Raw genomic sequence first — 20,454 nt, 5'->3', positions numbered from 1 at the left:
CGCCGACCGCGTCCCGCACCCCTCCCGGCGAGGGCGGTCCACCCGGCGAGGGCGGTCCACCCGAATGAGCCGCGAACGCGATGCCCCACCCGGACCGGGGACGCGGAGATCGTCACGCCACGCGCATGCGGACGCGCGCGGAGCCCCGCGACCCGCACCTCTGGAAGGCTGAGGGGCATGACGCCGACGGTGCACGGAGTTCCGGAGCTTGTGCAGTTGACCTGTCCCGGCGAGGTCACCGGTGACCTCAGACAGGAGATCGTCGCCTGTTGGGAGGAAGTGGCCAACGCGGGCGGGGCGGTGCTCGCCGCCGAGTTCCCGCCGCTGCCGGTCGGCGCACGGGACGTCGCCCCCGTGGTCGACGCGCTCGCCCGCCAACTCCATCCGGAGCACGGCAGACTGCTCGTCGCCACCGTCGGCGGCACGCTCGCGGGCTGGCTGATCCTGCGCCGCGAGCCGCATCCCCTGGGCGCGCACTGCGGCACGGTCAACCACGTCCAGACCCGTCCGCGCCATCGCGGCCAGGGCATCGGCGTCGCGCTGATGCACCGCGTCCGTGACATCGCGCGGGACGAGATGGGACTGGAGCGGCTGTCGCTCTCCGCCCGAGGTGGCGTCGGGCTGGAGGACTTCTACCGCAAGGTCGGCTGGGTGGAGGTCGGCCGATGGCCCGGCGCGCTGCGGATCGCACCGGGCGACGACCGGGACGCGATCCTGATGAGCCTCGCCCTCTGAGGCGCACCCGCCCGTCCCCGCCACTCCCGGTCCTCGCTCCCCGCCACTCCCGGTCCTCCCTCCCCACCACTCCCGGTCCCTCTCGGCACCTCCCGACCCGTCCCGACCCGTCGAGACCCGTCCCGACCGTCCCCTTCCAGCCGTCCGGCAGCCGGAAACAGCCGGAAACGGTCCCCCTTCCACCACGCCGGATTGAGAGGGCCCGGTGCTGGTTACGGTCGTTATGACTGTTTGCCGACACCGGTACGCACTCCTCGGCGGGAGGAACCGCTGGTATGAGCGACGACCCGTTGTACCTGGAGCCGCGGCTGGCACCGCCCACGGCGGAGCTTCTGGAGTCGGCTCCGCTCCTCCACACCCTCGTGGACGCGCTCGGCTCCCCTCTCAACCTCGTCCTGCCGGACCGGATCGCCGACAATCTGCGACAGTTCCGTTCGGTCTTCGACCGCCATCGGCTCAGCGGGCAGATCTTCTTCGCCCACAAGGCCAACCGCTCCAGCTCCCTCGTCCGGCGGCTCACCACGACGGACGCCTGTCTGGACGCCGCCTCGCTCCGTGAGCTCCAGCACGCGCTCGGGTCCGGGTTCGCCGGAGAGCGGATCATGGCGACGGGCCCCAAGGACCCGGATTTCCTCTGGCTCACCGCGCGCGCCGGGGCCATCCTCAACGTCGACGGCCCCGAGGAGCTGCAGCAGGCCGCCGACCTTGTGCACACCCACCAACTGCCGCCCCTGCGCGTGCTGTTACGCCTCTCCGGCTTCGAGGGGGCCGGCACCAGACGGCTCTCGCGCCGAAGCCGTTTCGGCACCTCGGTGACATCCCTGCACCGCCTGCTCGACATCCTCGAACGCCACCGGCGGGTCCTGGAGCCGATCGGTGTCGGCTACCACCTCGACACCACCAGCCTCGACGAGAAGGCGGCCGCGCTCGACGGATGTCTCCAGGCGATGGAGGAGTTGCGGATCCGTGGGTTCCAACCCCGTGCCATCGACGTCGGCGGCGGCTTCGGCATCGACTACCTGGCGCACGCGGCCCAGTGGGAGCGCTACACCACCGAGCTCACCGGCGCCGTCATGGGCAGCCGCCCACCCCTGACCTGGGGCGGCCACGGATACGGCCTACGGGCCGAGAACGGCACCCTGAGGGGCGCGCTGAGCCTGTACCCCGCGCATCGCCCCGTCGCCGGGGCCGCGTACCTCGACGCGCTGCTCTCTCATCCCTCACCGAGCCTCGGGCGTCCCCTGGGCGTCCTGCTCCTGGAGAGCCTGTACGACCTGTACGTCGAGCCCGGTCGCGCCCTGGTCGACCAGTGCGGCCTCACCCTCGGCAGGGTCCTGGAGGTCCGGCCCACGGACACGGGGCCGTACCTGGTGCGCCTCGCGATGAACGCGGGGGACGTGGGCCTGGAGGACCACGGAGTGCTCCTGGACCCCCTGGTCCTGCCCCGCGACCCGGCCTCGCCCGGACACCCGGCCTCGCCCGGACACCCGGCCTCGCCCCGACCCTCGGACTCGCCCGGCGACACCCGGCCGACCACGGCGGGCTCCGGCGACGGGGCGGCAGGCGCTGTCGCCGTCCATCTCATGGGCAACCTCTGTCTGGAGGCGGATCTGATCACCCGTCGCACCGTCTTCCTGCCCCGGCTCCCGTGCCCCGGCGATCTCCTCGCGTTCGTCAACACGGCCGGCTACTGCATGGACTTCGGCGCCACCCACGCCCAACAGCAGCCCGTCGCCCGGAAAGTGGCCGTCCACCGACAGGACGGTCGGTGGCGGTGGTGTCTGGACGAGGAGTACTGGCCGTACGAGGAGTACTGGCCGCTCGACCGCACGGGGGGTCCGCAAGGATGAGGTACGACACCATCACCGACGCCATCGGCGACACGCCGCTGGTCCGTATCGACCCGGCCGTCCACGGCCTGCGCAACATCGACCTCTACGCCAAGCTGGAGATGCTCAACCCCTTCGGTTCGCTGAAGGACCGGGCCGCGTGGAGCATGACCCGGCAGGACATCGCCGGAGCCAAGGAGCGCGGCGAGACGATCGTGGAGCTGTCCAGCGGCAACACCGCCAAGGCCCTGGCCCTCATCGCCGGCCTGCACGGGCTGCCGTTCAAGAGCGTCACCAACCGGATGCGCGTACCCGAGATCAAGGACCTGCTCCTGCTGCTCGGTGCCGAGATCGAGGAACTCCCCGGCCAGACCGAATGCCTCGACCCGACCGACACCGAGGACCCCCTGACCCTCTTCCACCAGCGGCTGAACCGCCCGGGCGGCGCCCACCTGCACACGGACCAGTACTTCAACGCCCTCAACACCGAGGCCCACGCCACCGGAACGGGCCCGGAGATCATCGCCGACCTGGACGGCCGCGCCCCCGACTGGTTCATCGCCTGCGTGGGCACCGCGGGATCGTCCACCGGCGTCGCCAGGGCGCTGCGCGCGCACGACCCGGCGGTGCGCGTCGTCGGACTGGTCGGCCGGAAGGCGGACTTCATCCCCGGCATCCGGACCGCCGACGAGGTGCAGGAGGTCGGCATCTTCGACCCGGCCACCTACGACACGCTGGAGTCGGTGAGCGCCGACGAGGCCATCGACGGCATGCTCACCCTGCTCCGCCGGTGCGGACTGCTCGCCGGCCCGACCGGAGGGGCGGCCTACTACGGTGCCGTCCGCCATCTCGCCGCCGTGGACGCCGAGTTGACGCAGCGAAGGACGGCCGTCTTCATCGTCTGCGACCGGGCGGAGAGCTACCTCGGCTACGTCCGGCAGCGCCGCCCGGACCTGCTGGGCCGTCCTCCGGCGAGGAACGGGCTCACGACCCCGACCGACAGCGAGATCCGCGAGGCGAAGGTCATCGACGTCGAGGAGGCCCAGAAGTGGATCGTCGAGCAGCGCCCCCTCGTGATCGACCTGCGCGGCCCGTTCGCCTACGCGGCGCTCCACATCGACGGCTCGGTGAACATCGTCGACGAACTCTTCGAGGAACTCGTCCGGGGCGGACTGCCGTTCAGCAAGCGGCAGCCCGTGCTGCTCGCCTGCCCGGTCGGCGAGAAATCGGCCCGGTACGCGGCTCTGCTCACCCGGATGGGCCACCCCGACGTGCGCAGCCTGGCCGGCGGCGTCATCGCCTGGCGGGACGCGGGCGCACCACTGGTGCGTGACTGAGATGACCGATCCCGCCTCGAACCGGATCGGTCCTGCCTCGAACCCGGCCAAGCCCGCCGAGGAGCTGGCGGAACTGGCGGCGTGGCAACGGCCGTTGCGCGCCCAGTTCCCGATCATCGCCGCGCACCCGGACCTGGCCTACCTGGACAGCGCCGCCACCAGCCAGAAACCGCGGCCCGTCCTGGACGCCGTACAGACGTACCTGACCACCACCAACGCCAACGCCGGCCGGGGGTCCTATCCCTGGGCCAACACCACCACGGCGCTGGTGGAGAACACCCGGGTGCGGGTCAAGCAGTTCCTGGGGGACCCGGACCCGCAGCGGTCGTCGGTCCACTTCACCAGCGGGACCACCGCGGGGCTGCGCATGATCGCCCTGGACTGGCTGCCCGCCTTCCTCACCGACGGGGACGAGATCGTCGTCCCGCACGCCGACCACCAGGCGAACCTGTCGCCGTGGCTGGAGGCCGCCGAGCTGCTGGCCCGACAGGGCGTACGTGTCCTCGTCCGCCAACTGCCGTACCAGGCCGGCTCCGGCGACTACGATCAGCGGGCGCTCGCCGCGCTCGTGGGCCCCCGCACCCGCTTCGTCGCCGCCACCCACGTCCACCACGTCTACGGCGTCGACATGAACGTGCACCGAATCCGGCAGGTGGTCGGACCGGAGGTGCCGATCTGTCTGGACGCCGCGCAGAGCGTCGGGCACCTGCCGGTCTCGGTGGCCGAACTCGACGTCGACTTCGTGGTGTTCTCCGGTCACAAGACGATGGCGCTGCCCGGCTCCGGCGCGGTCTGGGCACGTGGCCGGCGCGGACCGGTCCTCCGGCCCGGCGGCTGGAGCGGGACCCCCAACACGGTCGGTGTCGCGGGGCTGGCGGCGGCGCTGGACTGGCTGACCGCCGCCGGGACGGACCGGATCGAACGCTGGACCGTGGCGCTGACCTCCCTGCTGACCGACGGGCTGGCCCGGATGGACGCCTACGAGGTGCTCGGCTGCCGGACGAGCCTCAGGGCCGACACCGAGGTGCAGCGGCGCCGTAGCCTCGTCACCTTCCGGCACCGCGAGATCGGCTCGCAGGACCTCGGCTTCATCCTCTTCAGCCGGGGGTTCATGGTGCGCTCCGACGGCCACTGTCAGGCGGGCCGCGGCACGGAGGACGGCTCGGTGCGGGTGAGCCTGCATGTGCACAACACCCCTGAAGAGATCGAAGAACTGCTCACCACTCTCGCCAGTCTGCAATGATTTCCATTAACAGGAACGGGTTCCGGAGACGGGGGCAGTGCGACAGGCATGAGTCTGAGTACGACGACGGCGGCGCGATGGGTGGAGCGCTGGGAACGCCAGCAGCAGTTGTACGCGGTCGACCGCGAGGAACGGTTCGAGGTCATCGCGGATCTGGTCGAGCATGTGACACGCGACCGGGCCGTGCCGCTCGTCCTCGATCTGGGCAGCGGCCCGGGATGCCTGGCGGCGAGGCTCGCCGCCCGCCTGCCGACCGCCGAGGTGATCGCCGTGGACGCGGACCCGCTCCTCCTGGAACTGGGCAGCGCTCACTACGGCCCCGCCCTGCGTTACGTCAGAACCGTGATCGGCGAGCCCGGCTGGCTCGACGCACTCGCCCTGGAGCGCCCCGTGGACGCGGTGGTGTCGACCACCGCTCTGCACTACCTCGGCACGCGGACCCTGCGGGGCGTCTACCGGGAACTCGCCGGGCTGCTGCGGCCCGGCGGCATCCTGATCAACGGCGACCACATCAGCCCGGACTCCACGAAGGTGTCCGAGCTCGCGATCGACATCGGCCGCCGCCGGAGCGAGCGCACCGCCGTGCCCCTCGTCGAGGACTGGGACTCCTGGTGGGCCGGTGCCGCCGCGGACCCGGAACTCGCCCGGCTCCTCGCGCACCGCGAGGACACCGGACGCCCCCACTGCGAGGGCAACGATCTGACCCTCTCCGGCCATGTCACCCTCCTGCGCGACGCGGGATTCGACCACGTCGGCCCGGTCTGGCAGGTGGGCCCCAGCCACGTCCTGGCGGCCCTGCGATGACGCGCCCGGTGCGCGGCACCGATGAGATGAAGGCGGAAGGGGCCGGGACCGGTTCCGCCGTCAGGCGGGGTAGGCGTGGGTCTGGCTCGCCTTGACCGTCGCCCAGATCTCGCTGCCGGGGTGGATGTCGAGTTCCGCCGCCGCGACGGTCGTCAGGTCGACGGCCAGGGCGAGGTCACCGGCGAGCGAGGCGCGGATCTGGTCGCCGTGAGCCTCCATGCCGGTGACCTCGCAGTGCCAGAGGTTGCGGGCGCTGGAGCCCGTCGGGCGGCCCCGGTGGAGGGTGACGGCGCTGGGCGGGAAGGCCACGAAGACCGGTCCGGTGAGGTCGTCGGCGGTGGTGAGGGCGGGCCCGTCCGGGATACGGACGAGGTGACCCTCTGCCTCGCCCCGGTAGAGGTTGAGGCCGACCAGGTGGGCGATGTAGTCGGTGCGCGGGCGGCGGGCGATGTCGGAGGGGGTGCCCTCCTGGACGATGCGGCCGTCCTCGATGACCACCAGGCGGTCGGCCAGCACCATGGCGTCCAGCGGGTCGTGGGTGACCAGTACGGCGACGGCCTCGAAGTCCGCCAGGTGGCGCCGGAGTTGGGCGCGGACGTCGAGGCGGGTGCGGGCGTCGAGGGCGGCGAGGGGTTCGTCGAGGAGCAGTAGCCGGGGACGGGTGGCCAGGGCGCGGGCCAGGGCGACGCGCTGCGCCTGGCCGCCGGAGAGCCGGCGGGGCTTGCTTCCGGCGTGCGTGGCCAGCCCCATCCGCTCCAGCCACCCCGCGGCCTGCTCCCGTGCCTCCGCCTTCCTCGCGCCGTGGCAGCGGGGACCGAAGGCCACGTTGTCGAGAGCGGTGAGGTGGGGGAAGAGGAGATAGTCCTGGAAGACCACTCCGACCGGGCGTGACTCCGGTGGTCGACGGCCCAACTCGGCGCCGTCCAGCCGCATACGGCCACCGTCCGACAGGGGCACGAGCCCGGCGAGCGCCCTCAGCGCCGTCGTCTTGCCGGCGCCGTTGGGGCCGAGCAGCGCCACCACGTCGCCGGGCGCGGCGGTCAGTGTCACATCGAGGCGGAACGACGAACCGCGTTCGACGACCAGCCGGGCGTCGAGGCCCTCGTCGAGCGCCGGGGCCGGGGAAGGGGCCGTGGGAAGGGCCGAGGCGGGGCCGGTCGGGCTGCTCGTCTTCTTCTCGGCGTCGGTCATGAGGCGGTCATCCATCGGTCACGCAGTCCCGCCAGCACCGCGATCGACACGGCCAGCAGAACCAGGCTGAGGGCGATCGCCGCCTCCGGATCGTTCTGGAGCGCGAGGTAGACGGCGAGGGGCATGGTCTGGGTGCGGCCGGGGAAGTTGCCGGCGAAGGTGATGGTCGCGCCGAACTCGCCGAGCGCACGGGCCCAGGCCAGCACGGCGCCCGCCGCCACCCCGGGCGCGATCAGCGGCAACGTGACCCGGCGGAACGCGATGAACCGGGAGGCCCCCAGAGTGGCCGCGGCCTCCTCGTACCGGGGGTCGGCGGCCCGTAGCGTGCCCTCCACGCTGATGACCAGGAACGGCATCGCCACGAACGCCTCGGCGACGACGACCCCGGCCGTGGTGAACGGCAGGGTGATCCCGAACCAGTCGTCCAGCCACTGCCCGACGACCCCGTTGCGGCCGAGTGCCATCAGCAGCGCCACACCGCCGACCACCGGCGGCAGGACGAGGGGGAGGGTGACCAGGGCCCGTACGAGACCGCGTCCGGGGAAGTCGACCCGGGCCAGCAGCCAGGCCAGCGGCACCCCGAGGACCAGACTCACCGCCGTGGCCGCCGTGGCGCACACGAGCGACAGCCGCAGCGCCTGCCACACCTCGGGGCTGGTGAGCAGGTCGGGCATGCTGCGCCAGGGCGCCCGGACCAGGAGGGCGACGAGCGGGAGGACGAGGAGGACGAGGCCGATCAGCGCGGGCAGGAGCAGGGGGAGCGGGACGCCCCCGCGATGCCCGCGGCGGTCCTCACGGCGGCGGACGCGCCGACGCCACGGCCCCCTGTCCGGGGTGTCCGCGGTGCCGGCCCCCGCCGGAGGGGGAGAGGCGGAAGGGGAGGGGGAGGTCACGGCTTGAGGAATCCGGCCTCGGTCAGGACCTTCTGGCCCTCGGCGGACCGCACGAGTGCGATGAACGCCTTGGCGGCGTCCGTGTTCCTCGACTCCTTGAGCAGGGCGATCGGGTAGTCGTTGATGGCGTCGGCGGACTCGGGGAACTCCACGCCCGCCACCTTCTCACCGGCCGCCCTCACGTCGGTCCGGTAGACGACCGCCGCGTCGGCCTCCTTCAGCACCACCTTGTTGAGCGCGGACTTCACGTCCTCCTCGTACGACACCGGTGTCAGCTTCAGTCTGCTCGCGTCGAGTGCCTTCCTGGCGGCCGCGCCGCACGGCACGGCCTCGTCGCAGAGCACGACCTTCAGGCCGGATCCGGTCAGGTCCTTGAGGGAGGAGATTTTGTCGGGGTTGCCGGGGAGGGTGGCGATCTCCAACTGGTTGCGTACGAAGGTCTCCGGGGTGCCGGAGGCGTCACCGGCATCGGTGACGACGGCCATCGTTTTGGGGCTGGCGGAGGCGAACACGTCCGCCGGGGCGCCACCGGTGATGCCGGCGGCGAGCGCGTCGCTGCCGCCGAAGCTGAACGTCACCTTCGTACCGGGGTGCTCCTGCTCGAACCGTTCGCCCAGCGCGGTGAAGCTCTCCCTGAGCGAGGCGGCCGCGAAGACGGTCACCTCACCGGAGAGCTGCTCCGAGCCGGAGGATCCCGACTGCGCGGTGGAGCCGGAGTCGGAGGAGCCGCAGGCGCTCAGGACCAGCAGCGCGGCGGCGCCGGCCCCGGCTGCCCGCACGGTCCGCCGGCTCTGCCAGCCCTGCTGGCTCTGCCGGCTCCGACGGGTCCGGCGTACGGAACGGGTCATCACGGTCCACTCCCTCTGGTCCGGAACGGACTCGGTCACGGTCCTGCGATTCTGCCGCATGTGCCAGGTGAAAGTCATCAGCAGCATGGCATGAGCTGGAAAATTCCCTGCCCAGCATGGCATGTGCGTACGTACGCGACCTGCGGTCGGCGCATCATGGTGCCGCTTGGGCGCTTGCCGTCCGGAAACCGATCGGTGTACCTTGCTGGAAACCGATCGGTTTCCATCTTGGAGTCGCCACATGTCCGCTCATATCACCTCCAACATCTTCGTCGTCGGAGGCACAGGAGCTCAGGGGATGCCCGTAGTCCGCGCTCTCGTCGCCGACAAGAAGTACTCCGTCAAGGTCCTCACCCGGGACGCCGGCTCCCCCCGGGCCCAGGCGCTCGTCGCGCTCGGCAACGTCTCCCTCCTCGAAGGGACGTTCGCCGACGAGGACGTACTGCGCGAGGGATTTCGCGGCTGCGACGGCGCGTTCATCAATATCGACGGGTTCAACACCGGAGAGAAGACGGAGACCTACTGGGCCATCCGCGCCTACGAGATCGCGATCGAGGAAGGTGTCAAGTTCTTCGTCTACGGAAACCTCGACTACGCCCTCAAGAAGTCGGGGTACGACTCCAGGTTCCGCACCGGCCACTACGACGGCAAGGGCCGTATGGCCGAATGGGTGCTGTTCCAGAACGAGAAGAACAGCGACCGGATGGGGGCCGCGGTCTTCACCTCGGGTCCCTATATCGAGATGGTGATCTCGCCCCTCACACCCATGACGCCCACCGTCGAGGACGGTGTCGTCACGTGGCGAGTGCCGCTGGGCCAGGGGGCTGTCCCGCATGTGGCTCTGGAGGACTGCGGCTTCTACGTCCGCTGGCTCTTCGACCACCCGGAGCGGGCCAACGGTATGGACCTCGAAGTCGCCATCGAGCACATGACCTATGCCGACATGGCCGCGGCATTCGAGAAGGTCACCGGGCACCCGGCGCAGTACATCGACACCGATCTGGACGAATACTGGAACAGTCCGGACCTGACGGGTATCGCCGATCACCCCGCCGGATACAACGCCGACCCCGACGACAAGAGCACGATGAGTTTCCGGGACAATTTCACCGGATTCTGGAACGTGTGGAAGCACGGGATCATCACCAGGGACTACGCCCTGCTCGACGAGATCCACCCCGAGAGGATCAGGAGCGCCGAGCAGTGGTTCCGTCGGGAGGACCAGGTGGGCAGGGAGCTCGGCAAGGGGAGCCTCTGGGACAGGGTCCAGCCGGAGAACTGGGGCATGGACTCCGCGGTCCTCAAGAGCAGCGCGGACTTCAGGACCGGCACGTTGTGACGCACCGCTGCCGGCCGCGGCGCGCTGCGAGGGCGGGTTCGGGACCCCGATCACCAGGAGTACGGACGGCTGCCGCGCGTGACGCCCGTCACCGGCGGCGACATCCCCCGGCCGAACGCTCCGCCTCCACCGACCAGGGGGAACGTGCGTCATGAGTGGCATGCATCCTGCCCGCGTCCTGCGCGCCAAACCTCTGTGGAGACGCGCTCACCCTCGTGGTCGTCGGGATGCTCTCCGCCAACGTCATCAGCGGCCGGGTCGACCACGCCCTCGGCTGCACCCACAACGACGTGGGCCCCCTGCGCCTGGTGGTCACGCTGGTCTTCATCGGGGTGGCGGTGCCGACGTCCGGGGCCACCACCCCCATCGAGGGGCTGCCCGGCTTCTTCCGCTTCCTCGCGGAGTTCGGGCCGCTGCGGCAGCTCACCGGCGGCATTCGCTCGATCCCCTACTGCGACGCCCACGGCGACGCGGGACTGACCCGGGGCTGGGTCATGATGGCCGTCGGCCTCGTGGCGGCGGCGCTGTTCGGTTTCGGCGTACTGGGGTGGTACGACCGCAAGGAGCTGCACCGCATCCCGGTGGAGACGACACCCGAGAAGGCGGCGACCCCGGCGTAGCGCGGGCCACCTGCAACCCGCCACCTGCCGCCCGTCCGTGGACGGGGCCATCACTCGACTGGCCGTGCGGACGCCACCCTGGAAACCGATCGGTTTCGATTTGCTCCTCTCTGGGCTAACCTCGCGGTATGACCACCGAAGCGAAACCAAGCCCCAGGGAGCGGCTGCTGGAGGCGGCGGCCACACTCACCTATCGCGACGGCGTCGGCATCGGCGTCGAGGCGCTGTGCAAGGCGGCGGGAGTGTCGAAGCGCTCGATGTACCAGCTGTTCGAGAGCAAGGACCAACTGCTGGCAGCGACTCTGGAGCGGCGCACATCGGCGTATGTCGCGGAGCTCCTGCCCGCGGCGGACGACGACCGCTCACCCCGGGAGCGGATCCTGCACGTCTTCGAGCGGGTGGAGGCGCAGTCGGGCGCGCCGGAGTACTTCGGCTGCCCCTTCCTGGCCGCGCAGATCGAGCTCAAGGACCAGGGTCACCCCGCGAGCCGGGTGGCCCACGCGGTCAAGGAGAACCTGACCGCCTTCTTCCGTGCCGAGGCCGAACGGGGCGGAGCGAGCGATCCCGGCCTGCTGGCCCGGCAGCTCAGCCTGGTCTTCGACGGCGGCAGCGCCCGCGCGGGCATCGGCGCGGACCGGCTGACGGGGCTCATCGCGCCCACGGTGACCGCCCTGCTCGACGCGGCGGGCATGCGCTGACGCATCGCCCCTCCGAAGCGTGAACTCGCGCGCCGAAAGGACCGGCTTCGCGCGGAGTCGGCCACCCGGCTCGGCGGTCGCCTCCCGCCCCACCCACGCTTCCGCATGTCGCACGGCGCGGTTTCGTCAGCGACGGCGCACGGTGCACTCGGGACCCGGCCTGTTGGGTGCCGCCTACGGTGTGGGCACCGGTTGCTCCCCCGAGCCCCGGACGATCAGCCGGGTGGGAACGGTGGTCGTGCGCGCCCGGGAACGGTCGCCGTCGAGCCGGGCCAGGGCGGTGGCCGCCGCGCTGCGGCCGAGCTCTTCGGGGTCCTGGGCGACGACGGTCAGGGCCGGTTCCAGGGCCTCGGCGAGGGAGACGTCGTCGAAGGCGACGACGGCGACGTCCTTGCGCTTGCCGCGGGCGAGTTCGGCGACGATGCCGAGCGCCATGATGTTGTTGCCGGCGAACAGGGCGGTGGGGGAATCGGCCACTTCGAGGAGCCGGGCGGTCGCGGCCTCGGCGCCCGGCTGGTCGTGGGCGTTGACGACGAGCGAGCGGTCGTAGGGGATGTCGGCCTCGTGGAGGGCCGCACGGTACCCGGCGAGGCGTTCACGGCGGGTGTACAGCGTGACGGGCAGGTCGCCGACGAATCCGATACGGCGGTGGCCGTGGGCGATCAGATGGGCGACGCCCTCCTGGGCCCCCGCCCGGTTGGAGCTGACGATGCTGTCCGTGGCCAGGCCGACTCCGGGGCGGTCGAGGAAGACGATGGGCAGTCCCGCCGCGCGGTGGGACTTGAGGTGAGCGTGGTCGGCGCCGACGGACGGAACGACGATCAGGATGCTGACGCGGCGGGCGAGGAACTTGTCCGTCAGGGCGCGTTCACGGTCGGGGTCGTCCGCGGAGGAGCCCATGAGCAGGGTCAGTCCGCGTTCGCGGACGGTTTCCTCGATGCCTCGGGCCACGGTCCCGAAAAAGGGGTTGGCGAGATCGGGGACGACCAGGCCGATGGTGGTGTCGGGTCCGCCCACGCGGATGTTGCGTGCCATGAGGTTCGGCTGGAAACCGAGTTTTGCCACGGCGGCGAGAACCTGTTCCCTCGTCTCGGCCGAGGTGTATCCGTCCTCGTTGAGAACCCGGGAGACGGTCTTGGCGCTGACACCGACTTCGCGTGCGACGTCTGCCATGGTCGGGCGGCGGTTCGCTGCCATGAGGGGAACTGTCTCCTGTGCTCGTCGGTTCCGGCCGCGGCCTCGGCCGGAAACCTGTGAGTGTGTGGGTTCAGGTGGCCTGGACGCCGGCGGCCTTGGCCGCCGCGGAGTCCGCGACGACAGTATCTCCGGCCTCGTCGACGCTGAGAGCGCCGGTCATGATGGCGACGACCTCCGCCATGGAGTAGTCCGAGGGCTTGATCACAGCGGCGCGCCTGCCCAGCCGGTGGACGTGGATCCGGTCGGCGATCTCGAAGACGTGCGGCATGTTGTGGCTGATCAGGACGACCGGCATGCCCTTGTCCCGGACGCGGCGGATGAGGTCCAGGACCTGACCGGACTCCTTGACGCCGAGGGCGGCGGTGGGTTCGTCCATGACGACGACACTGCGGGCCCAGGCGACGGCGCGGGCGACCGCGACGGCCTGCCGCTGTCCGCCGGAGAGGGTCTCGACCGACTGGGTCAGCGAGCGCAGGCCGATCTTCAGGTCGGCCATGTGCTCGGCGGCCTCCTGGCGCATGCGCTTCTTGTCGAGCATGCGGAAGGCACTGCCGAGGATGCCGGGTCGACGGAGCTCGCGGCCCAGGAACATGTTCGAGGCGATGTCCATGGAGGCGGCCACGGCGAGGTCCTGATAGACCGTCTCGATGCCGTGGGCACGGGCGCTCTGCGGTCCGGAGAAGGTGATGGGCTTCCCGTTGAGGCGAATTTCGCCCGCGTCGGGGACCACCGCGCCGGTGAGGGCCTTGATGAGGCTGGTCTTGCCGGCGCCGTTGTCGCCGATGACGGCGAGGACCTCACCGGGCATCAGGTCGAAGTCGGCGCCGTCGATGGCGGTGACGTGGCCGTAGTGCTTGACCAGACCGCGGGCCTGCAGCACGGGGGTGGGAGAGCTGGTCATCGGGCCTTCTTCCGGGAGATCTGGTCGACGGTCACCGCGAGGATCACCAGGACTCCGGTGATGAGGGTCTGGTAGATGGAGGCGACGCCCATCAGCTGCAGGCCGTTGCGGAACACGCCGACGATGAGGACGCCGATGAACGTGCCCAGGACCGAGCCGCGACCGCCGAAGAGGCTGGTTCCGCCGAGGACCACGGCCGTGATGCTGTCGAGGTTGTCGGTCTGCCCTGCCTGGGGGTCACCGACGCCGGTGCGGGAGATCAGCAGCAGAGCGGCGACGCCGTAGAGGAGACCGGCCACGGTGTAGACGCCGATGGTCAGTCGGGAGGTGCGGATGCCGTTCAGCCGCGCCGCCTCCGGACTGTTGCCCAGCGCGTAGACGTGTCGGCCCCAGCCGGTGCTGCTCAACGCGTAGGCGAAGGCCAGGAACAGGGCGATGGTGACCAGCGAACCGTAGGTGATGTCGGTCTTGCCGAGCGGGAAGGTCTGCCCGAGAGCCGTCAGGGGGCCGGGCAGGTTGGTGACCGTCTGCTCCTCGGAGTAGATGTGGGTCAGCGCGAACGCCACGTTGAGCATGCCGAGGGTGACGATGAACGGCGGCAGCGGGATCTTCTGCACCAGCGCCCCGTTGAGCAGGCCGAAGCCGCCGCAGACGACCAGGCCCAGCGCGATCGCGGCCAGCGGGGGCAGGCTTCCCTCGGCGGCCATCTTGGCGATCATGATGCTGCCGAACGCCATCACGGCCCCGCAGGACAGGTCGATGCCCGCGGTGAGGATGATCAGGGTCTGGCCGATGGCGAGGGTACCGACGACCATGACCTGCTGCACGATCAGCGAGAAGTTCCCACCGGTGAGGAACTGGTCGGTCGAGACGGAGAAGAAGACGCAGGCCAGGAGGAGGGCGGCCAGCGGGCCGGTGGTCGGCTGCGTGAGCAGTCTGCGGATCGTGGTCGGTGCTTTGAGCTCCGCGTACGGCGTGGACGTGGCAGTCATGCGGGGTCCTTGTCGGGAGACAGAAGTCCTGGTGCGCCCTTGTCGGACGGTCGAAGGACGCGGGGGCGGCCGTCCCTGGTCGGGGAGGAGGGCCGGCCGCCCCGCTGAGGGGTGTGGAACGGCGGCAGACGGGGGCGGCGGCTCAGCCCCAGCAGTTCTCCAGGCCGTAGGCGGTGTCCTTCGACGTGACCCCGTCCTGCGCCTTGTCGGTGATCAGCGTGACGCCGGTGTCGGTGTAGCCCGACGCCTTCTTGCCGTCCTTGGCGTACGTCGCCACGGCCTTGACACCCTCGGCCGCCATCTTCAGCGGGTACTGCTGCGAGGTCGCGGAGATCTTGCCGTCCTTGACGGCCTGGGTGCCGGTGCAGCCGCCGTCGACGGAGACGATCAGGACGTCCTTCTCCCGGCCCTTGGCCTTGAGCGCGGTGTACGCGCCCAGCGCGGCCGGTTCGTTGATGGTGTAGACGACGTTGATGTCGGGCGACTTCTGCAGGCAGTTCTCCATCGCGGTCTGGCCCTTGGCCTGGTCGCCGCCGGTGTCCTGGGAGCAGACGACGGAGGGATCGCCCTCCTCGATGCCGAAGCCCTTCAGGAAACCGTTGTGGCGCTGGACACCGACGGAGACGCCCGGCGCGAGGTCGAGGGTGGCTATCTTGGCCGGCTTGCCCTTCATGGCGGCCTTGGCGTACTCGCCGATCAGCTCCCCGGCCTTGACGTTGTCGGTGGCGAAGAGGGCGTCGACCGCGCTCTCCGGCTCGGTCGGGGTGTCCAGAGCGATGACCAGGACGCCCTTGGCCTTGGCCTTCTCGATCGCCGGCACGATCGCCTTGGAGTCGCTCGGCGTGATCAGGATGCCCTTCACCCCGGCGGCGACCATGTTCTCGATGGCGGTGACCTGACCGGCGTTGTCCCCGTCGAACTTGCCCGCCGCCGTGGACAGCTCGACCCCGTTCTCCTCGGCGGCCTTCTCCGCGCCCTCCTTCATCTTCACGAAGAACGGGTTGGTGTCGGTCTTGGTGATCAGACCGACCTTGACGCCGCCCGATCCGGCGTTCGCGGTGTCCGATCCGGATCCGGATCCACAGGCGGTCAGGGCGAGGGCCGCGACACCCGTGCAGGCAGCGGTTCTGAGCAAGGAGGAGGGGAGACGAGAGATGCGAGACATGAACGACTCCTGCGAGTTCGCGGGCGAGCGGCCGGCATCGGGGCATGCCGTCCCAGAGGTGTCATCGTTGACTTATGTCATCGTTGACACTGCATGGCGAGGATGATGGACTCCGCCTCCAGGCAACGTCAATGCCTTGCACCCGTCACAAATCGGCAACGCCCGCGGCCGTCGCCCGCCCGAAACCGCTCAGCGGCTGCCCGCGACGCGCCCGTTCCGCCCGTGTGTTCTCAGAGAAGAGCAGCCCATGAGCCCGTATCAGATCACCGTCCTGGGGGAGTGCGTCGCGGACGCGTTCACCGAACCCGCAAGCACCCGGAACGAACTCGCCCTGCGGGTGCTGCCGGGCGGCGGACCTGCGAACACGGCCGTGTCCCTGGCCAGGCTGGGCACCCCGGCCCGCTTCCTCGCACGTCTGTCCGGCGACGTGTTCGGCCGACTGTTCCGGACCCACCTGGAGGCATCGGGCGTGGACCTGTCGCACGCCGTGGCGGCGGCCGAGCCCAGCACGCTGGCCGTGGCGGAGCTGGACGCCCGGGGGCAGGCCGCGTTCTCCTTCCACGCGCAGAACACGGCTGACTGGCAGTGGACGCCGGGGGAGCTGACGGGGGTGGACCTGTCCGAAACGGCCTGTGTGCACACCGGGTCGCTGGCCCTGGTCCGGGAGCCCGGGGGGACGGTGGTGGAGGAGTTCCTGGCAACGGCCTCCCGCCAGGCCACCATCAGCATCGATCCCAACGTCCGGCCGCTGCTGGTGCACCCCGACGTGTACCGCGCCAGGCTGGCCCGCTGGTGCGCCCTCGCCGACATCCTGCGGCTGAGCGAGGACGACCTGGAACTGCTCCTGCCGGGCACCACGCCGGAGCAGGCATGCGACACCTGGCACGCCGCGGGGGTACGACTCGTCGTGATCACGCTCGGCGCCGAGGGTGCCCTGGCCTCACTCGACGGCGAACGGCTGCGGGTGCCCGGGGTGACGACACAGGTGGTCGACACGGTGGGGGCGGGGGACTCCTTCACCGCCGGGTTGCTGCACCACCTCGCTGCCCGGGGGAGCCTCGGCGGCCGGCTGGCCGATCTCGGTCTCGACGATGTCGCGGAAGCCTGCCGCTTCGCCACCCAGGTCGCCGCCCTGACGTGCTCGGTCGCGGGCCCCAACCCGCCATGGCGTGACCAGCTGCCGCTGCTCGCGACCGCGGACGACGCCTGACGGACCGTACGCCGCCCGCCACCTCGACCTCACCCACTGACAAGGACACGAACCATGACGAAAACCCTGCTCGCCGAGTTCACCGCCCGAGAGGGAGCGGAGGACGAGGTCGCCCGCCTGATCCGGGACTACGCCCTGAAGGTGCGCGAGGAGGAAGGCAACCTGGCCTTCGACGTCTACACCAAGGCGGCCGCCCCGCGCGCCTACTGGATCTTCGAGGTCTACCGGGACGAGGACGCCTTCGAAGCACACCTGGAGGCCCCGTACGGCGCCCCGTTCAACGCAGCCCTCACGCCGCTGATCGAGGAGGACGCCTCCGTGCTGACGTTCCTCGATCCACTGGCCACCCAACGGTGACGAGCGTCGACTGACGGAGCAGCCGTGGCGGAAATGGCCCGCCGCGCTCTGCTTCGCTGGTCGGACCCGCCCTGCCGCGCCCGGACGGCGCGGCAGAGCAGCGCCCGTGTCAGCTGACCGTGCTCGCGCGGGCCGGGATCTGGGTGCCCGTCACCTCCAGATGGACCTCAGCTGCCATGCCCGCAGGTGGTCGAGAGTGGCGGTGCCGTCCTCGGCGAAGACCTCGACGCCGGTGCTGGAGGGGTCGGGGAAGATCTGGTCGGTGATCGCTGCCTCGCCGCTGCCGCCGAAGACCTCGACGGACGACCAGTCGACCAGGATCCGCAGTGTGACCTTGCCGTCCACGGGCTTCAGAGGCGCGGTCTGGACGCCGGGGAACGTGCTGTTGAAGTCCCCGGCACCGGAGCGGGTGCGGTCGACGTACAGCTCCTGGGTCGTGGTGTCGTAGCCGATGACGGTCTCCTCGCCACCCGCGCCGGTGCGCACCTTCAGACCGAAGCGGTCGGCGTCCTCGAGGGAGAAGGTCGCCTCGATGTCGAGCGCCCTGCCCTCGGCCGTGGGGCCGATCAGGCGCTTGGAGGTGCTCTTGACGGAGACGCCGGCCGCGGTCGCGACCGGGCGCTTCCGGCGGAGGGACTCCAGGCTGCCCACCGGCTTGCTGGTCAGCCGGATCCGGCCGTCGACGGTGCGCAGCGCCATCTCCCTCGGAACGCTCTGCGCGCCGCGCCAGGGGGAGGTGGGGACGGACTGGCCGTAGTCCCAGTTGTTCATCCAGCCGATCATGTAGCGCTTGCCGCCCGGCGCGTTCTCCCAGGACACCGCCGCGTAGTAGTCCTTGCCGTAGTCGGCCCAGTCGGCGCGCTGCACGACGGACTTCGCGGGCTTGTCGGCGGCGGTGAACCGGTCGGCCATGACGTGGCCCCAGCCGGAGGTGTTCATGTCGACGACCTGGATCTGCGCCTTCTCACCGACGTACGGGCGCAGGTCGAAGGACGCCCAGTCCAGGTTCTCGCTGTCGGCGCCGGTGGCACTGCGCACGACCTCGCCGTCGACGAGCAGGTTGACGGACGTCTCCTGGGAGACAGGCGTGGCCTTGGTATCGGACAGCACGACGTGGTCGACGTTGAGGTGGCCCCAGCCGCCGCTGTTGTCATCGACGATCTTGAACCGCGCGTTCTTTCCGACGAGGTCGCTGACGTCCCAGGAGGCCCAGTCGAGTGACTCGGCGTCCTTGCCTGTGGCGCTGCGGACGACCTGGCCGTCGACGAGCAGTTCGACGGCGGTGGGGTGGTCGGAGTCGGCCGGGTGGTTGCCGCCGCCGATGAGGAAGTTGATGTGCTTCTTGTCGATGACGAACTCGGGTGAGGTGAGGGTGCCGGTGGTGGCGTCGCCGTTCAGGAAGGTGTTGGTGAGCCCGTCTCCCAGGAAGCCGGAGACCTGTTGCTGGCCGGGGAGGGCGCCGGTGGCCGGTGCGGTGCCGAAGGCGTCCCCGGTCGCCGTCCAGTCGCCGTAGGTTCCGCCTTCGAAGTCGGCGAGGACGGTGCCCTCGGGCGGAGTCCTGTCCATGACGGTTCCGGCCGCGTGCGGGTGCCGCCCGCCACCGATCTTGAAGTTCAGGTAGGGGCTGTCGACGGTGAAGGTGGGGGAGGTGAGGACGCCGGTGGCGCCGTCACCGCCGTGGAAGCTGTTGGCGAGGCCCTTGCCGTCGAAGCCGGAGACCGCCCCCTGCCCGTCGACCGCCCCGGCCGCCGGCCCCTGGCCGAAGGCGGTGCCGGTCGTCGTCCACTCACCGAAGCCGGCGCCTTCGAAGTCCTGGACGACCGTGCCCGTGGGCGGGGTGTAGGTGCCCTTGTCCTCGGCGGTGAACTTCTTGCCGTCGAAGTCGCCGATGAAGTACTGGGCGGCCGAACCGCCCGCGATGCCCCCGGGGTTGATGTTGACGACCAGGACCCACTTGATGTTGTTCCTGTCGCCGTCGACGGCGAGCGGGAACAGGTCAGGGCACTCCCACACGCCGCCCGTCGCGCCGGCCGGCCCGAACTCGCTCTGCAGCTCCCAGTCCTTGAGGTTCTTCGACGAGTAGAACCGCACCTTGTGCTCGGATGACAGCGACACCGTCATCAGCCAGCTCTTCGTCGGCGCGTGCCACTGGACCTTGGGATCGCGGAAGTCGGTGGAGCCGATGTCGATCACGGGGTTGTCCTGGTACTTGGTCCAGGTGCGGCCGCGGTCGGTGCTGTAGGCGAGAGACTGGGCCTGCTTGCCGCCGTCCTTGTAGGCGCTGGTGTAGATCGCCACCATGGGCGGGTTCTCCTTCGTGCCGAACCCGGTGGTGTTGTCCCGGTCGACCACCGCGCTGCCGGAGAACACCATCTCCTCGTCGTCGTGCGACAGGGCGAGCGGCAACTCCTCCCAGTGCACCAGGTCCTTGCTCACCGCGTGCCCCCAGGACATGTCGCCCCAGGAGTTGCCGTTCGGGTTGTACTGGTAGAAGAGGTGGTATTCGCCCTTGTGGTACACGAGACCGTTCGGGTCGTTCATCCAGTTCTTCTGTGGCGTGAAGTGGAACTGGGGTCTGTAGGTCTCGGAGTACGGCGCCGCGTCGGCCGCGACGGCCTGAGGGGCGAGCGGGGCGAGCGGGGCTGCGGACAGGGCGCAGACCGTCGTCACCGCCGCCACAAGCCGCATGCGGGCATGCCGGGATACGCGTACAGAGCTCATGGTGTCTCCTTGTCCCGCGGTCGTCCGCGCAGCGGTGACTGCGGCCCTGGCGCGGACGGGCCGAAAGTGAGGCCCTGGGTCGGCGACGGCAGCCGTGACACCGCCCAGGAATGTCATCGTTGACTTGTGTCATCGATGACATCTGGTGCCCGATTATGAAGCGCAGTCCGGTGACCGCGTCAACGGTCCGGACGCGATCGGGTCCCGCCGTGACGGATCGTGTGCGGGCGAACTGGCAGCTCAGGGCGGCGAATTGAGGCGGCTAACCGGTGGACTTCCGCGGCGTCGTCGAGGCGGGGAGCGGGACCAGCGAGGGCGACGTCTCCGATGGTCATGGGTGAGGCCGGCCCGTGCACAGCCCGAACCCCGTCGGA

Annotated in this window: 18 protein-coding genes; 10 read left to right on the top strand and 8 right to left on the bottom strand. The window is 70.4% G+C overall.

The features are described from left to right. Positions 1–177 precede the first annotated feature (177 nt). From RM704_RS43030 to RM704_RS43010, 5 genes are all read left to right on the top strand, one after another. Positions 178–735: a GNAT family N-acetyltransferase gene (locus RM704_RS43030; RefSeq protein WP_033529955.1), complete on the top strand. Its 558-nt coding sequence runs from the start codon at positions 178–180 to the stop codon at positions 733–735. Between the two features lie 275 nt (positions 736–1,010). Next, complete coding sequence (locus RM704_RS43025) at positions 1,011–2,585, top strand: type III PLP-dependent enzyme domain-containing protein (RefSeq protein WP_033529954.1); 1,575 nt, start codon at positions 1,011–1,013, stop codon at positions 2,583–2,585. After that, positions 2,582–3,901 (top strand): pyridoxal-phosphate dependent enzyme, encoded by a 1,320-nt coding sequence (locus tag RM704_RS43020; protein ID WP_033529953.1) that lies wholly within the window; start codon positions 2,582–2,584, stop codon positions 3,899–3,901. Before RM704_RS43025 ends, RM704_RS43020 begins: the two co-directional genes overlap by 4 nt. A 1-nt stretch (position 3,902) precedes the next feature. Beyond that, positions 3,903–5,144, top strand: coding sequence for an aminotransferase class V-fold PLP-dependent enzyme (locus RM704_RS43015; RefSeq protein ID WP_052146273.1), 1,242 nt, complete (start codon positions 3,903–3,905; stop codon positions 5,142–5,144). Positions 5,145–5,192: 48 nt separating this feature from the next. Beyond that, positions 5,193–5,948 carry a class I SAM-dependent methyltransferase gene (locus RM704_RS43010; protein ID WP_033529952.1) on the top strand — a complete coding sequence of 252 codons (756 nt, stop codon included), beginning with the start codon at positions 5,193–5,195 and terminating at the stop codon, positions 5,946–5,948. Between the two features lie 60 nt (positions 5,949–6,008). Here the strand turns inward: RM704_RS43010 and RM704_RS43005 are convergent, their stop codons facing one another. From RM704_RS43005 to modA, 3 genes are read right to left on the bottom strand one after another with little or no spacing between them, the layout of a single operon-like run. Beyond that, on the bottom strand, positions 6,009–7,139 hold the full coding sequence (locus tag RM704_RS43005) for an ABC transporter ATP-binding protein (protein WP_033529951.1): 1,131 nt from the start codon (positions 7,137–7,139) through the stop codon (positions 6,009–6,011). Beyond that, positions 7,136–8,032, bottom strand: a complete 897-nt coding sequence (gene modB / locus RM704_RS43000) for a molybdate ABC transporter permease subunit (protein ID WP_033529950.1) — start codon at positions 8,030–8,032, stop codon at positions 7,136–7,138. Before modB ends, RM704_RS43005 begins: the two co-directional genes overlap by 4 nt. Further along, positions 8,029–8,880, bottom strand: a complete 852-nt coding sequence (modA, locus tag RM704_RS42995; RefSeq protein WP_033530037.1) for a molybdate ABC transporter substrate-binding protein — start codon at positions 8,878–8,880, stop codon at positions 8,029–8,031. The genes modB and modA overlap by 4 nt, the downstream gene beginning before the upstream one ends. A 121-nt stretch (positions 8,881–9,001) precedes the next feature. On the opposite strand from modA, the gene RM704_RS42990 reads away from it, so the two are divergent. The 3 genes from RM704_RS42990 (at position 9,002) to RM704_RS42980 (ending at position 11,537) form a co-directional block, all read left to right on the top strand. Further along, complete coding sequence (locus RM704_RS42990; RefSeq protein ID WP_311593294.1) at positions 9,002–10,219, top strand: NmrA family NAD(P)-binding protein; 1,218 nt, start codon at positions 9,002–9,004, stop codon at positions 10,217–10,219. Between the two features lie 227 nt (positions 10,220–10,446). Then, positions 10,447–10,839 carry a DUF3533 domain-containing protein gene (locus RM704_RS42985; protein WP_438828993.1) on the top strand — a complete coding sequence of 131 codons (393 nt, stop codon included), beginning with the start codon at positions 10,447–10,449 and terminating at the stop codon, positions 10,837–10,839. Between the two features lie 128 nt (positions 10,840–10,967). Beyond that, entirely contained in the window at positions 10,968–11,537 is a 570-nt protein-coding gene (locus RM704_RS42980) for a TetR/AcrR family transcriptional regulator (RefSeq protein ID WP_033529947.1), read from the top strand. 174 nt (positions 11,538–11,711) lie between these two features. Here RM704_RS42980 and RM704_RS42975 read toward each other — a convergent pair whose 3' ends face one another. The 4 genes from RM704_RS42975 to RM704_RS42960 all read right to left on the bottom strand — a co-directional run bounded on the left by RM704_RS42975 (position 11,712) and on the right by RM704_RS42960 (position 15,792). Beyond that, positions 11,712–12,734: a LacI family DNA-binding transcriptional regulator gene (locus tag RM704_RS42975; RefSeq protein ID WP_033529946.1), complete on the bottom strand. Its 1,023-nt coding sequence runs from the start codon at positions 12,732–12,734 to the stop codon at positions 11,712–11,714. Positions 12,735–12,804: 70 nt separating this feature from the next. Then, positions 12,805–13,635, bottom strand: coding sequence for an ATP-binding cassette domain-containing protein (locus tag RM704_RS42970; RefSeq protein WP_033529945.1), 831 nt, complete (start codon positions 13,633–13,635; stop codon positions 12,805–12,807). After that, the gene (locus RM704_RS42965; protein WP_033529944.1) at positions 13,632–14,627 is read right to left on the bottom strand and encodes an ABC transporter permease; all 996 of its coding nucleotides are present in this window, start codon (positions 14,625–14,627) and stop codon (positions 13,632–13,634) included. Before RM704_RS42965 ends, RM704_RS42970 begins: the two co-directional genes overlap by 4 nt. Positions 14,628–14,769: 142 nt before the next feature. Next, on the bottom strand, positions 14,770–15,792 hold the full coding sequence (locus tag RM704_RS42960) for a sugar ABC transporter substrate-binding protein (RefSeq protein WP_033529943.1): 1,023 nt from the start codon (positions 15,790–15,792) through the stop codon (positions 14,770–14,772). A 247-nt stretch (positions 15,793–16,039) separates the two neighbouring features. Here RM704_RS42960 and RM704_RS42955 point away from each other — a divergent pair, with 247 nt between their 5' ends. Together RM704_RS42955 and RM704_RS42950 are read left to right on the top strand one after the other, a co-directional pair. After that, on the top strand, positions 16,040–17,002 hold the full coding sequence (locus tag RM704_RS42955) for a carbohydrate kinase family protein (protein ID WP_033529942.1): 963 nt from the start codon (positions 16,040–16,042) through the stop codon (positions 17,000–17,002). A 54-nt stretch (positions 17,003–17,056) separates the two neighbouring features. After that, entirely contained in the window at positions 17,057–17,359 is a 303-nt protein-coding gene (locus RM704_RS42950; protein ID WP_033529941.1) for a putative quinol monooxygenase, read from the top strand. Positions 17,360–17,509: 150 nt separating this feature from the next. On the opposite strand, the gene RM704_RS42945 is transcribed toward RM704_RS42950, so the two are convergent. Continuing rightward, on the bottom strand, positions 17,510–20,080 hold the full coding sequence (locus RM704_RS42945) for a GH32 C-terminal domain-containing protein (RefSeq protein WP_033529940.1): 2,571 nt from the start codon (positions 20,078–20,080) through the stop codon (positions 17,510–17,512). Positions 20,081–20,454: the final 374 nt, after the last annotated feature.

The sequence above is a fragment of the Streptomyces gottesmaniae genome (assembly GCF_031845845.1).
GTDB lineage: Bacteria > Actinomycetota > Actinomycetes > Streptomycetales > Streptomycetaceae > Streptomyces > Streptomyces akebiae.
The sequence above is the reverse complement of the archived record's forward strand: the minus strand, read 5'-3'. Positions and strand labels throughout refer to the sequence as shown.